Origin of the sequence: Pseudomonas helmanticensis (assembly GCF_900182985.1) — a bacterium.
Taxonomy (GTDB): domain Bacteria; phylum Pseudomonadota; class Gammaproteobacteria; order Pseudomonadales; family Pseudomonadaceae; genus Aquipseudomonas; species Aquipseudomonas helmanticensis.
The window spans coordinates 702,257-715,481 of sequence record NZ_FXUY01000002.1; the positions used below are offsets into that span (position 1 = coordinate 702,257).

At 49.8% G+C, this 13,225-nt stretch carries 9 protein-coding genes; 4 read left to right on the forward strand and 5 right to left on the reverse strand.

Annotation, left to right across the window (positions count from 1 at the left end):
- Positions 1-2: 2 nt before the first annotated feature.
- Entirely contained in the window at positions 3-842 is an 840-nt protein-coding gene (locus QOL84_RS25950; RefSeq protein ID WP_283439077.1) for an EcsC family protein, read from the reverse strand.
- A gap of 508 nt (positions 843-1,350) precedes the next feature.
- Between QOL84_RS25950 and QOL84_RS25955 the strand changes: the two genes are divergently transcribed.
- Complete coding sequence (locus tag QOL84_RS25955; protein WP_283439078.1) at positions 1,351-2,013, forward strand: hypothetical protein; 663 nt, start codon at positions 1,351-1,353, stop codon at positions 2,011-2,013.
- 296 nt (positions 2,014-2,309) lie between these two features.
- Here QOL84_RS25955 and QOL84_RS25960 read toward each other — a convergent pair whose 3' ends face one another.
- On the reverse strand, positions 2,310-2,951 hold the full coding sequence (locus tag QOL84_RS25960) for a tetratricopeptide repeat protein (RefSeq protein WP_283439079.1): 642 nt from the start codon (positions 2,949-2,951) through the stop codon (positions 2,310-2,312).
- Positions 2,952-3,965: 1,014 nt separating this feature from the next.
- Positions 3,966-4,988 carry a GIY-YIG nuclease family protein gene (locus QOL84_RS25965; RefSeq protein WP_283439080.1) on the reverse strand — a complete coding sequence of 341 codons (1,023 nt, stop codon included), beginning with the start codon at positions 4,986-4,988 and terminating at the stop codon, positions 3,966-3,968.
- A 313-nt stretch (positions 4,989-5,301) separates the two neighbouring features.
- Between QOL84_RS25965 and QOL84_RS25970 the strand changes: the two genes are divergently transcribed.
- Both QOL84_RS25970 and QOL84_RS25975 read left to right on the forward strand, forming a co-directional pair.
- Positions 5,302-7,377: a hypothetical protein gene (locus QOL84_RS25970; protein WP_283439081.1), complete on the forward strand. Its 2,076-nt coding sequence runs from the start codon at positions 5,302-5,304 to the stop codon at positions 7,375-7,377.
- Between the two features lie 538 nt (positions 7,378-7,915).
- Positions 7,916-9,379 carry an ApeA N-terminal domain 1-containing protein gene (locus QOL84_RS25975; RefSeq protein WP_283439082.1) on the forward strand — a complete coding sequence of 488 codons (1,464 nt, stop codon included), beginning with the start codon at positions 7,916-7,918 and terminating at the stop codon, positions 9,377-9,379.
- Positions 9,380-9,499: 120 nt separating this feature from the next.
- Here QOL84_RS25975 and QOL84_RS25980 read toward each other — a convergent pair whose 3' ends face one another.
- Positions 9,500-10,957, reverse strand: a complete 1,458-nt coding sequence (locus QOL84_RS25980) for a YncE family protein (RefSeq protein WP_283439083.1) — start codon at positions 10,955-10,957, stop codon at positions 9,500-9,502.
- A gap of 40 nt (positions 10,958-10,997) precedes the next feature.
- Positions 10,998-11,426: a DUF305 domain-containing protein gene (locus tag QOL84_RS25985; protein ID WP_283439084.1), complete on the reverse strand. Its 429-nt coding sequence runs from the start codon at positions 11,424-11,426 to the stop codon at positions 10,998-11,000.
- Between the two features lie 705 nt (positions 11,427-12,131).
- On the opposite strand from QOL84_RS25985, the gene QOL84_RS25990 reads away from it, so the two are divergent.
- Positions 12,132-12,881, forward strand: a complete 750-nt coding sequence (locus QOL84_RS25990) for a DUF2321 domain-containing protein (RefSeq protein ID WP_283439085.1) — start codon at positions 12,132-12,134, stop codon at positions 12,879-12,881.
- The last annotated feature ends 344 nt before the right edge of the window (positions 12,882-13,225 follow it).

Sequence of the window (13,225 nt, forward strand, 5' to 3'; positions counted from 1 at the left end):
GATCACTGATAACGTGCTAGTGGCGGTACGATATCCTCATACTCAGGGAGCAAATCGTAAGCCTCCTTTATAACCGCTTCTCCATAGATACGTTCAAGCCGACGGACGATGAAATGCCCTCTGGCCATGCTTTGGAAATGGCCCATGAAAATGGCATTGATCGACGCCCCGCCGACAGCTCCAACGATGGGCAAGAGCTGAGCCGCCAATTTTTCGCTGTACTGCATGCCTAAAATCTCAACCACTTTTTTGATCAGGGCAACCACAGCGGGCGTCCCCTCTTTCGACGCTTCCTTGGCGACAAAATCTGCTCCTTTTTTTATCTGAGCAGCCAGAGCGCTACGCACAGCGAAATAGCCTGACTCTGTGGCGTCGTCGTTCTTCGACGTTCCCCCTAATGCGAAAACCTTAAGGCACTCCTGAAGTCCTTCTCCAGTCTTGATCACCTCGCCCTCGCTTCGCGCAATATCCGCAATCGAACGAAAAATGATTGTGGTTGTTACCGGTATTTCCAACAGCATTGTCCAAGGGCCGAGCAGCCCAGCAGTGGCTCCGGTGACGACCACAGCGCCCAAGTGCGTTTTGTTCCAGGATCGCTCGTCGGTCGAATCACCCATAGTCTTGGCGGCGATTCGCACGCATTTGAGCAGAGCACTCTCTAGAGTATCGTTGACACGTTTGCATGCGCCCTTAGGAAGCCTCTTGATTGCAACCTCGATAGGAGTTCCCAGCACATTCGTTAACTGAGCCACCAACCCTGGGTTCGCGAGGAGATTTTTGGCGTACTGCAACAAACGTCGATCTTCTGAAGCAAACGGTTTTACATTCGGAGGTTTCTTCATGTCAGAGCTTCATTTCGTGTATGGCTTCATGCATGCAGCGTAGACGTCTCTCAGCTGAATGACGCGAGGGAGGAAATCCAAATCATAATTTTTGGTGGGTGCATAACGCATCACATATATCTGTTTTCGAGTGGAGATAACCATCGGGCCTGTAAAAAATACTTAGTAACACAATCGAATGCCAGCATATTTTAAGAATTAAAAATCCTGCTCTGTTACTCGTTAGAGACCCAAAATTATATCCAACGAAAGAATTCATCCATCCAATAAAATAATGGAGACCGACTGTTTTGGTTATTGAAAACCAAATTCCAAAACACTTGCACATAGCAATTATATATTCTTTTCAGCTCTTACAAATCCAACCGTAAATATATTATTTTGAAACAGAATTCCGCCATTAAGCTAAGCTTTAACGAATTAATACCAGTAGAACGGCAGCAAGGATTTCTTTGGCATCAGCCGACAACAAAAGGACATTAGGCTATCAGTCCAGTTGGAGGTTATTGTGCGCTCGACTCTAATATTGATGCTAACGACGCTGACCTACCAAGCAGCTTCAGCCGAAAACTGCCCTAACCTGGTGTCTACGGCCAATGGATCCTTTGATCTTAGGGCGCACATTTTCAATTACGGAGACCGAGCGCTTCCAAAAGCTAGAGAAATCCTTGAGAACCGTCGCGCCCAGGGGTGCGCCGCAGCAAATAGCCTTGAATGTCACAATGCGATCGAACTCGCCGCTAAAACAGTTGACACCTTAACGGCCTGCAACACGAAAAAGATGCACCATATTCCTGCTCAATCACAGATACCTCAGTCGATTCAGAAAGATTCAATACAGAACCCCGTCCAAAAGGATACTGGTTCTTCCACAATAGCGAGGCAGAAGAAGGTCGAATCCCGCGATAAGAAAAATATTCCAGAGGAAGTTGGGGGAGCAAGTGGCTGCCCATACCTCACAAAATACTTACCCGGAGCAAATCATAAGCCTGACACCTACGTGTGTATAAATGGTGGAACAAGGAAATGTGAGCTTATGGGAAAAAATGAAAAACAGGAGATAATTTACGATTGGGTAATAGTTAGCGATACTTCCTGCGTTCACTTAGGCGACTGGATAGATATAGATCAAGTAGAACGTGACGCTGCCAACTCTCGTAAATCTCAATAACAACTCATTCACGGTGACTAGTCAATGGCCGGAAGTGGTTGTATAGAGTTACTGCTTTAGCAGCCAAGAGTCGGTCGCACCCCTCTGATATGCTTCTACCGTTCGAGAGATCCGCTGCATCCTAGTCCCACCAGAAAGCTACTTGATCATGTAACGGCCCTATCACTAGAGCTGCATCAAAAATTGCGCTTTTAGGACATGAACCAGGCTTATAAAAAACTTTAGCGTAAAAACACTTCTTAGAAACCACTCAATAGATGAAGTGCATCGTGAATGGGCCAACGCCGGGCCGCTGATCAAAGGGACTTATCGTAGACTCTGTTCAAATCCAGAAAAGTTTTGACCCTCGGCTTGCTGTTGAATCGTGCGTACCAGTTGATTACCTCAGCTTTAGCCTTTGGAACCAGCTCGTTGGCATTTTGCTCAACAGCAAGTGACGAATAGGGATCCCGTTGTGAGCTGGACGATAGTGCATGTGTAACTTCGCTCCAAACGGCATGCTTATATGTGTCTTCCATCGGGCCCGCAGCGTAGAGCCCCCAAAGAAGCACAGCTGAGGCTTTACTGCCATGGAGAAACGCGCTTTGGTAGTACTGCTCTGCAAGCCCTCCATCCGACTTATCTCGAGAATTTTGACAGAGCCTACTGAAGACGCCTCCTAGCATTTCCATTGATGACACTGAGCCCCTATTGGCAGCAGCTTGCAGCATTTTTATACCATCTGGCCGACTCTGAGGTACGCCGTTACCATTCAGGTAATCAACGCCTAAAAAGTACAATGCATCAATGTCCCCCGCATCGCTTGCCTGCTTAAAGTATTTCGCAGACTTCTCAGGATCACTGTTCCTAAATATTCCCCCAAGCCGCAACTGGGCTCGGTAATCGCCTTGGTCTGCAAGCGCGATGTAAGCCTCGGTACGCGCGGATCCCGAAGACATCTTCTCTGCCTGGTCAAACGACACTGGCTTACTACATCCAACGATCAAAATCGCTAGGATTAGCGCTAAGGCCGATCGCATTTTGACTACCTCATTGGCTACCTGATTGCCGTGAGTTTGAACCCTAAGTGCAGCTGTTTGCACTCTCCTCTACCCCATCAGAGTGCCTTTCAAACTGGCTAGACCTTGGTTGATGAAGCCTGCATTTTCTCCGATCACATAGAGGGCTCCGCGGACATTTTCTCCGACCTCAAGCGCGCCTCGTTCCTCGACATGGAGAGTCAGCTCTATCCGCTTCCTGCGTCAGCTGGTTTTGATAGGACATTATCTACAGAATACTCATCATTCATCGTCTGATTCCTTTCAAAAACTCAGCGTAGCAGTGATTGGACTGCCGGCTTCCTTAATCCTCGCAGCGACATCAGCCGGATAAGCGTTGCTGGTGAAGCCCGCCGACATTCCCGATTTTTTTGGCGAAGGCAAAGACACCAAACGGCCCACATATAATGGGCCGCGGGACTCGGTACAGTCACTGCTAGACTGGGGGTCGAAAGGCGTGCTTACCGTAAATCCGCGAACCTATTTCCACCAGCTCACAGCGTTGGTTGGATGGATGGAGCAGCCTGCTGCGGCTGTCGCATTTGCCCTACCAAACGCTAATCTTAGACACTCTGTGCACCCTTAGCCTCTAAGCTTCAAGGGTAATCAAACACTGCGCCCGTAGAAAAGAGCTTCTCATCATTGACAGTACGAACCGGACGAATCCTATGCGGCCAACCTCAATGGTGCGAATAGCTTTAGCAATGGTCGACTCTCTGTCTTCTTTATCGAACGGAAATCTCCTTTATGTCTCTCCTCGGAATCTGTCTAAGTACGCCACCCGGTAATTCTTTCACCCGTCTGGAGCATGTGCATTCGACTGCCGCTACGCGTGTGCCTGAAAATCTCCCTCTTAAAGGTGAAACAGCCGGCTTGGGAGCTACATGTTAAATCTAACCACATACGCCTGAGGCGCTAGCGGACGCTCGAACAAGACAACAAGTCGATTACCTTTCCTATGGTAGCTTCGCTATTGTGATCTTCTTCTGAGGCGGCGAATGAACCCCGTGGCGGAAAAATTTCCCTGACCAACGACTCAGGGACGCTTTTTAGTTGTTTGAGCCAAACGAATTCATCTTGGAATACCTGACGGATAACCGCATCCTCGTCCGAGTCTACATCATCAAAAATGTACGCAGTGGGCAACTCAACTTTAGAGACCGTTCCAGCTGAGCTGGCAACTTGGCTGAAGCTGCACATGATTGAACCGCAACCATTCGGATAATCGTACTGCGTCAAATGCGGTTTCAAGTCCCAGAGCAAAGCGCCTGAAGGCAACCGTAGCTTATCGGCGAGTACGAGGTACGATCCCACGCTCATTTCGCAGATCCCGACGATGCTGCCATTTATCCTAAGGCGCTCCAACTCTTCGGCAATCCTAGGCCGGACTATCTCCAAGCTAACTCGGAGACTTTCAAGCTGCGAGCGACGGTAGGCAAGGTGATCCAATTCACGCGTCAGCCGGCGTGCCTCCTTTTCCAAGTTGAGCTGCTCACGAACAATAGCGGCTTGAGAAGGCTGCCGCTTTTTTTCGAGCAACGCTGCTAGCTCGCCTCCACTAACCGCTTCGTGAGGATGGAGGTCTTGATTATCTCGTAAATATTGCAGCAGGCGTGTCCAGCAACTGATATCGAACCACTCGCTAGCACCGTCTATGCTCCCGCCACTTGCAACCACCTCAAGAGGGTTCACGCTGGCAAAGCGGAAGGTACGATGGAGGATTTTTTCTAAGCTATATGCATCGGTTTCCGATCCTAAGCGCAGGCCGAGCGATAGTTGGAAATCGACTGACTCCCACCGGAAACTCCGCGCTCTCGCGAGTATGTCGTTCGCTTTGCCTATCTTGAATCGAGGATGCTTCAGGTCTCGCAAGATGTAGACGTGGGATACCAAATGTCTTTCCTCATAAGTCGTGCGCTTAAGACTTGGAGCATACACTCAGTCATCCTTTTCGGCAGTTGCTAGCATCGTTGATCGCAGAGAGCGGCAGTGTGTGATAGTAGTTGGAAGAGAACGGAATTGAATTACGGACCATTTTTGGAGCAGTCTTAGTGGCCAGCCTCTGATCAAGCACTCTTCTCTCGGGCAGGGTATAGCCTATCTTCATGCAGCCCGAGCGACATTCCTATTGACCACGACATAGCGTTTCGCGAGGGCTGAATTATCACTGGAGAGGCATTTCAGAATTCGCATTTATTGCCGATATCTCAGTTTTGAGGCTGCATTGATAACTAGTATTAGGATACCAAACATGAAACTACATCACAGTAAAATGTTGAGTATGGCGCGAAAGCTGGAGCTTACACATCCGACATCAAAATCCGGTTTAGATTTTCAAGAATGGCACAATATTTTTAAGGGCCTCGCAGACAACAACCCTCTTGATCGATCAATTACTGAAGCCGCAACTTGGCTTGGCAATCATTTCAAACGCATTTCATTAACACGGCAGCACTATAGGTTAAAATCTGACGAAACCTTAATCTTGAAGGACTTTTTTCACATTCATCTGGCAGCTGCAAATTATGGATTCGCGCAAGTGTCAGCGCAGCAGCGGCGCTCACTCAATCCTGACGATAACCCCTCGCTTGAGAAAATGATTGCTTTCAAGTCAAACCTCACGCAAGACGGCGCGAGTGTCCATGCAAACCAACTCGTAATGATGAGACTCGATAGTATATGCCTTGCAATTTTTGAGGCACTGGATAACAGAGATAACTTATCAGAAAAGTATAAAGCCCCCGCAGACGATCCGGCAGGGGTGGACAAGATGGAGTTTTTACTCAATGATTTGAACTGCACTCAGTTGTACCATAATGGCTCAGTCATTTGGCAGGAGATTCTTTATGGAGATGCGTACTTCTCGTTCATACCAGGTAAAAACATAATCTTCGTTTCCAAACTAAACGATTTGGGAAAAATGAAAGCTATTTGCGATTATCGCAGAGATCATCAAAACGGTACTGTTTCAATTCAAACCAACAATTTGATACATGACTCGATTGCATACCTAGGCCCCGCCGGACCAAAGAAATTTATAAAACATGATCCAAACGGAATATTGATGGCACGTGAAGTTGAATCTTTTGACGAAGCATTCAAGCGATACGTCAACGGAAGGTGGGTTGAGCAGTATTTCGGTATAGAAAAGCATCTCTTTGAGATTATGGAAGTAAAATGCCCTGAGGATCTCAATGGTCAGACATACTCAGTACGAGACATCCTACTAGTATGGTTCCACCTGTCACTAATTGCCCATCAAATATCTGATGCACAAAGCGATAGATCCATCGCAGATATTACGGAGCTGCTTGAGTTCTGCGTTTGGTTTAAGCGCGAAGAGCTGATACAAGCCCTAGAAGAGGTCACACCATTCGAGGAGCCTTTAATCGACTCAATATTAAATTTCCTCACCTACAAGGCCGCACAACTACAAGATGATCTCTGGCTGAAGCCGCTACTCGAAGTTGAGGAAGAAATTGCATTATCTACCAGTTCGCTACTCTCGGCGAGTCTGCGCAGAAATGTGGATATGTGGTTACCGTTAGTAGACCCTAAAGCGCATCTTCGTGGGGGCCACTTCGAGAAACACATGGTAAAAGTAATGGAGGCATGTGGTTCTGGGGATAGCCCTATCGGTAAACACTTGAAATGGACTGGCGCCGTCGAACTGGCCTATGGTGGTACGGGAGAGGAAGTAGATCTCACGTTCAGCTTCGGGAAAACCATTGTCGTGGTGGAGTCACGTAGTCGAAGGATACCGATTACTCCTTTGGACTATCATAATGCTCTCCACGAAAAGAAAAGTGGCATATATAAAAAGGCTGACCAGGCAAACAGAAAAACTCAGTATGTGCGGACTCATCTAGCGAAATTTTGCGCGGAGCACTACCCTCACCTGGTCGACTACCTGGATGAAGTGGTTGTACATCCACTAGTGATCATAAACGATCAATTCCATGCGGGCTTTCCTGTCAATGGTACGCCGGTGTTAGACGAGCACCTGTTGAAGCACTTCCTAGAAGACGGACGAGTAAAGTTTCTCGCGTCAAGCCCCGTAGACTACCGATACGCGGTGGTCTTGTACGAGAATTTAGAGCAAGCAGAACAAGTCTTCATGAGCTATGCGCTGTCTCCAACGATTGTTGAAGTACACGCCGCGTCGCTCAAGGAAATTCATAACGTTCATCAGATTGATGAGCGCGAAATCCCTATGCACTGGCATACATATGAAGTCGTTGAGCCAGAAAATGAGAAGCAGTCGCTCGCTATCCTCAGCAAACTTAGTGTTGGAAAACTCATTCATATGACTAGCAACCGGCCTTAGCCCCTGGAAGTGGTGAATCAACCATTTACCGCCATAAATTGAGATGGACGGAACAGACGGGGATGGGGTGCTTCTCGTCCGAAGAGAGGCCTAGGTTTTGCGTAATCTGAGCAGTCATGGCCATCCACGCCGCCTTCAACGACCACGGCTCCCTCATACATCCCAACGGTGACCGAACCGCCCAGCGCCCGTGCTGGGCGTAGCGTCCAATACGAAGAGTCCACTCTAAGATTTGAAACAGACCTACTTCACGGCGTTAAAGATGATGCACTGAAGCTTTCAATTCCTCTGATCCGGTCTCCGTGCCTGCGTGCCTCCGCTCTGACAGGGATTGATCATAACAACCGTCGACACGCCAGCTCTGCGCTGAAGCGGCAGGGTAAGATCACATGTCTCTGTTGGTGGCTTCAAAAACTCAAAAAAGCCATTCACCATGATCCGAACCAGGCGTCCGCAACCTCTAAAAATAAAGTAAGAAACGAACTCGTCATAAGCTCGCAATAAACGCCCGTATTTCCGGGTACATTCGGGGAAACGCATGACAAAAAAAATACTCGAAGAGCGGGGATTGTTCTGGTGGCACGATGATCCTCTGCCGACGGATCAATTCGCTCCGGACAGTTCCGTTGTTGGCACTCTGACCATTGAAGAGAATGGTGCGGCGTACCTTGAACTAGATGGCTATTTCGCAAACAGTAAAGGTGGCCCGATGGCGGTCCTGGCCGCGCACGGACAGCAATTTCCGTTGGACAAAGCCATCCAAGGGAAGCTGAAGGCTAGCGGCCGGAACGTGTTGTTGTTAGGTCTGCGACGACGCGGCGGGCAGTTCAGATCTCACGGCATTTCACACGAGGGGTTCGCCGCCTTGAATTGCCTCGTAACGGATAAATCCTTTCCTCCAGCCAAACGTCCTCTGCGATTTAGCGCGCTTGATGTCGAGCTAACCGGCCTTGAAGAGTGGTTGGGGCCGGGCAACATTGAGGTGAAACGAACTCGGAAAAGTATCTGGGCCAAACACCGGGTGCCCAAGGCCGATATCCATGAGTTGGACGACGGCACATTGACGATGCGTTACGACATCACTGGTCCGTGGACTGGAGGGTCTACTCATCACATAGACAAGCTAAACCTAGTGGAAAGGGTAATCCTTCGGATCAAGCTGAAGCGCGCGCGCACGCTGGCAGAAATGCGGGAGGAATATGCGCGGTTGCAGGAGCTATTCATCCTTCTAACCGGAACAACATTCTCGCTGGAATGGCCGCAGTTGGTTATCGGGAAGGTAGCCTACCGTTATTACTATGAAGGGTTCGAGCGATCATCCAAGGCTCCAACATACAATGAATACTGGGTCAATTACACTCAGGTCAAGAATAACTTCGGTTCGATCGTGACCGCAATGCGCCGTAAGCGAGAGGAGTTCGGATCAGGGTTTTATCTCTATCTAGGCATTCGGCGCGGCATGAAGATGTATGTAGAGCACCGATTTGTGAACCTGATCTGGGGGCTTGAGTCATTGCACCGCAGAAAGAACAAAGACAAGGTTAAAGAAACCAATCTCGATGCCAAGATCAAGCGGATACTGGATCAGATCAGTGGCAGTAATGACAAGCGATGGCTCGAAGGCAAATTGAAGCACGCGGGCGAACCGTCGTTGAAAGAACGATTGATGGATGTTCTTCTTGCATTGCCACTGGGCTTCGAGCGCAAGCGGATGGAAGTCTTCTGCAAATCCTGCGCAGACCGTCGGAATGACATGTCGCATTTCGGCGGTCAGCGGGAAGGAAGTGATTACCGAGAATTCATGCTGGATCTCATGAAAAAATCGGAAGCTCTCGCGTATCTTTATCACGCTGTGCTGTTGCACGAAATTGGCGTCGATGTCGCGATGATCAAAGCAAATCTTTTGGAACATGGACCGAACGCGTACCTTCCGAAAAGTGTACTCCGAGAGGTTGGGTTGCTGCCGCCTGACGAGGCGAATATCCCTAAGTCGGATGCGTAGTTCATCACCGATTGCGGCCGGTAGCGGCTCACCAGTCTTTTCGTAGATACCTGCCAGCGCATAATTTGGAATGACTTAGCAGACCGAGGTCATTACGCTTTCTATGAACTCGAGTTCTGCTTACTTGGACTGTAGCTGAACGACCGCTCCAATTTGGTCAGGTGTCCCGGTCACGATCACCAAATACCTATTTTGGTCAGGCACGTCGTTCTGTACGATCTGGCGAATTGGACCAACCGCATTAACGACTGCCGCACCTGCCGCGTTGGTCGTGAAAGCAGACAGAGGTTGAAGAGGACCGGTACCGTCGGATTGGTTGGACATTGCCAAGATATAAGGCTGCTTTGGCTCGAGCCCGGTCACAGCAGCCTGCACTACCTGAATCAGCCCTTGATTGAATAGCGCGACGCTGCTGGGAGGCTGATCAGCCGTTTTACCTACGGCATGGAGGCTGAGGTGCGCGGCCTGCCCCGCGACACCTAGAGGTTTGAGATTGTCGGTACCCGTCCCCTTCGTCACGGCATTCGGCACATAGGCAATAGCCTGGGGAGCTTGGCCTATAGGAATATTGGCCACCACTTGGTTGGTCAGTGTATCGATCACCGCATAGGCGTCGGCATTTTCCAAACCTACGTAGACCCGGGTTCCGTCGCCAGACGGCCACACACCGTGTGGAAGATTGCCAACGGGAATCGTCGCAACCTTCTCAAAAGTTTCCGTGCGATAAACCTGCACCTGATTCAGCCCACCAACGGTGATGTAAGCAAATGAACCGTTGGCGTTGATGACCAGATTGACGTGGTTGGCGATCGGACCAACATCCAAGGTCTTCAGCGGATTGAAAGGTGGCGTAGCCTCGAAGACCTGAACCTTACCCGTGTCCTTCAACGTGAACCAAACCTGTTTGCCGTCAGGAGAGGCGGCGATGTTCGGGCAGAACGGACTTACCTGAGGCACTCGACCAACAATTTCGTGGTCGGCTACTGAAACCACTACGGTCTCCGGAGTGAAGGAGGAACACACGTAACCGTACTTGCCGTCTGGTGAAAATATCTGCATGCCAGGGCCTACTGGTGTCTTAATCCTCATTTTCTCCTGGTAGGTTTTTGCATCGATCACAGACACGTAATCCTCGCCCCGCACCGTGACCCAAACTTCCTTGCCATCTGGCGTGAAAAACGCTTCGTGAGGCGCGCGGCCAACGTAGGTCTTGTGCTTAATGGAGTTGGTTTCAGTATCGATAAACGTCACCGAATTGGTGCCGACTGAAACCGCAACCAATGTCTTGTGATCAGGTGAGAAACCAAGGCCATGCGTCAGCACTTCCCCACGGTAGAGCGGGCTGAGGTTTGTTGGTTGGGGATCGCCCAAGGTAATCACACCGAGCACTTTATTATCGACAGGATCGGTTACTGAGACGGTGTTCGAGAACTGCTCTGCCGCGTACATACGGTCTTGATGGGTAATGGGGATGTCCTGCGCAGATGCCTTTCCAGGTATCTGCCCAGCAAAGCTAGCTAAGGAACTGAACAGCAAAATTGGGGTGATCAACGCTAACAAGACCGCTGGAAGCTTCATGAGGATCTCTCCTGCTCTTTCACAGTTATGTGCACGCGTTTTAGGGTTGGGTCACTGCGGGAATCTGTGTGGGAGAAGCAACCGACGCTGGTAGCGGAGCACTAATGGCAAGGTGCATTGCGGCGATTTCCTGTTGCTGCTCGACGATGATTTCCTGGGCAAGGCGTCTGAGCTGTTCGTTTTTCCCATACTTAAGAAAGGCTATGGCCATGTCGATTGCGCCTTGGTGATGAGCGCTCATCATGACGACGAAATCATGATCGACATCCCAGGTAGGATCGCTCTCCATTCCTTCCATCATCCTTTCCATAGCAGCATTGTTTTCGCTAGTGAAGGAAGTCTCTGCACTCGAGTGGCTGGACGAATCAGCATGCTCCGTAACGTCATGGGCAAAGGCTTGAGCAATCAGCAGGCAGGAGGAAAGAATTAAGAGGCTCCGACTAAATCTTTGAGCTAAAAAGATTGGCATGACGGCTCCTCAATTTGAGCCCCACAGGTAGGACGGTAGTGGAGGCCTTTTCTTCGCGCCGCGAAGATCTGCTCCATATGAAAACAACCTAGGAGGAACGTGCTTTTCAAAAGTAATCCTCCACGTTTGCGGTTTGAGTAGAGCGCAAATGGAGCCATGGTCGGAGAACGTTTTTACCAAACCGGACAATGTTCATAACGCCGGCAACATTCTTTGTCTACGGACAGAAATCACAATGATCACCACCCTGGACAAAATAATGCCTAGCCCTATCCGCAGAGTGCTGAATTAAGAAATCCGAAATGTGATGTGGCCACCCTAGAGAAACCGGAAGCATTGTTAGACTCGCGACACGCGTCCGAAGCGTGCCGATCGGCGATTCGGAGTACTCTCCAATACTGGCAGCATTCCCCTTATGGGGGCATCGAGACTACCCGCTACGCGGAAGCTGCCCAGCCTTCTCGTTCGTACGGCAGCCACGCAGTTGTGCTCAATTAAGGGCGCCAGTCAGAGGGTCGCCAACATTCAAAGACAGCAACGGCACTCCCTGATCAGCTTGTAACGACAGCGTGATCAGTTGGGCTGATGCCTTGGCCCTGCGGGTCACTCGAATTTCCGATCCAGTGATCACTAGGCACGTGAACGCAGTAATATCTCTGCTTGGAATATTTTAAGACTTACTGAGCGAAGCGTTGAGGAAGCTAAATGGGACAGCAAGACGCACAGCAAGTGTGTTTGAACGGACACCAGATAACAGATTCTTACCACCACTCGCCCGATTTTCGGCAGAGGCACTGCTCTCAGTGTGGCGCCGAAACAATTCATAAATGCCAAGTTTGTGGGACGGAAATTCGTGGCGACTACCACGTGGATGGATTCATATCTTTCGGAGACTCCACCCCCGTCCCAACGAATTGCGAAGGATGTGGTGCGCAGTTCCCTTGGACGAAGAAAAAGCAGGAGCTGATCCAAGCTTCAACCGATCCTAGCGGGGATGGGTTCAAGCTCCTCGAACATATATGCAGTAGGTTTCATCTAGTTGCGAAGCAACTCCGAAGCAGGCACGCCGACCGGAACTCGCTCCTAGTCGCTGATGAATACGACGTTCAGGATCTGCTCCATGCGCTGCTGAGGCTGCATTTCGACGACATTCGTCCTGAAGAGTGGACTCCCAGCTATGCAGGCTCCAGCTCGCGAGTGGACTTCCTACTTAAGGAAGAACAGATCATCGTCGAAGTAAAAAAAACGAGGGAAAGCCTCAAAGCAAGACACGTCGGCGAGCAACTCATTGTCGACATAGAGCGCTATCGAGCGCACCCCGATTGCAAGAGACTGATTTGCTTTGTGTATGACCCGGACGGCTGGGTCAGCAATCCTCGAGGCCTCGAAAGCGATTTGAACCGGAAAGATGAAGACCTCGAAGTCAAAGTCCTTATCGTCCCCAAAGGACACTAGGCCTAGCAGATCCTTAACAACCCAAGCGGTGAAGTCAATTGCCCGCTTGGCACTTGACGGTTGAGGTTTTGGACGAGACGTAATAATCGATTATTAAGCACATAAGGCGCATTACTGACGTTAATCAAGTTGGCTACTAGGTTGACTCGAGCTGACGCAACCGCGAGGCTTGCCTTGAAGTCTTCGCGATAGCGGCTGGCAGTGCATACTAGTCTGAAAGTCGCCATGGGAAAATGGAACAGCGGGAGGCCCGCACTGTGAGTAGGCGATCCAGACTCCTCTTCTTGACAGGTTTGATGGGCTGCGATATCTAAAGCAAAAGGATTCAACAACCCCAGCGATAA

Excerpts from the sequence above, each read along its gene's own strand:
- QOL84_RS25960 (WP_283439079.1), bottom strand. The coding sequence starts at position 2,951 with ATGTCTTCGGGATCCGCGCGTACCGAGGCTTACATCGCGCTTGCAGAC.
- QOL84_RS25980 (WP_283439083.1), bottom strand. The coding sequence starts at position 10,957 with ATGAAGCTTCCAGCGGTCTTGTTAGCGTTGATCACCCCAATTTTGCTG.
- QOL84_RS25950 (WP_283439077.1), bottom strand. The coding sequence starts at position 842 with ATGAAGAAACCTCCGAATGTAAAACCGTTTGCTTCAGAAGATCGACGT.
- QOL84_RS25970 (WP_283439081.1), top strand. The coding sequence starts at position 5,302 with ATGAAACTACATCACAGTAAAATGTTGAGTATGGCGCGAAAGCTGGAG.
- QOL84_RS25990 (WP_283439085.1), top strand. The coding sequence starts at position 12,132 with ATGGGACAGCAAGACGCACAGCAAGTGTGTTTGAACGGACACCAGATA.
- QOL84_RS25975 (WP_283439082.1), top strand. The coding sequence starts at position 7,916 with ATGACAAAAAAAATACTCGAAGAGCGGGGATTGTTCTGGTGGCACGAT.
- QOL84_RS25985 (WP_283439084.1), bottom strand. The coding sequence starts at position 11,426 with ATGCCAATCTTTTTAGCTCAAAGATTTAGTCGGAGCCTCTTAATTCTT.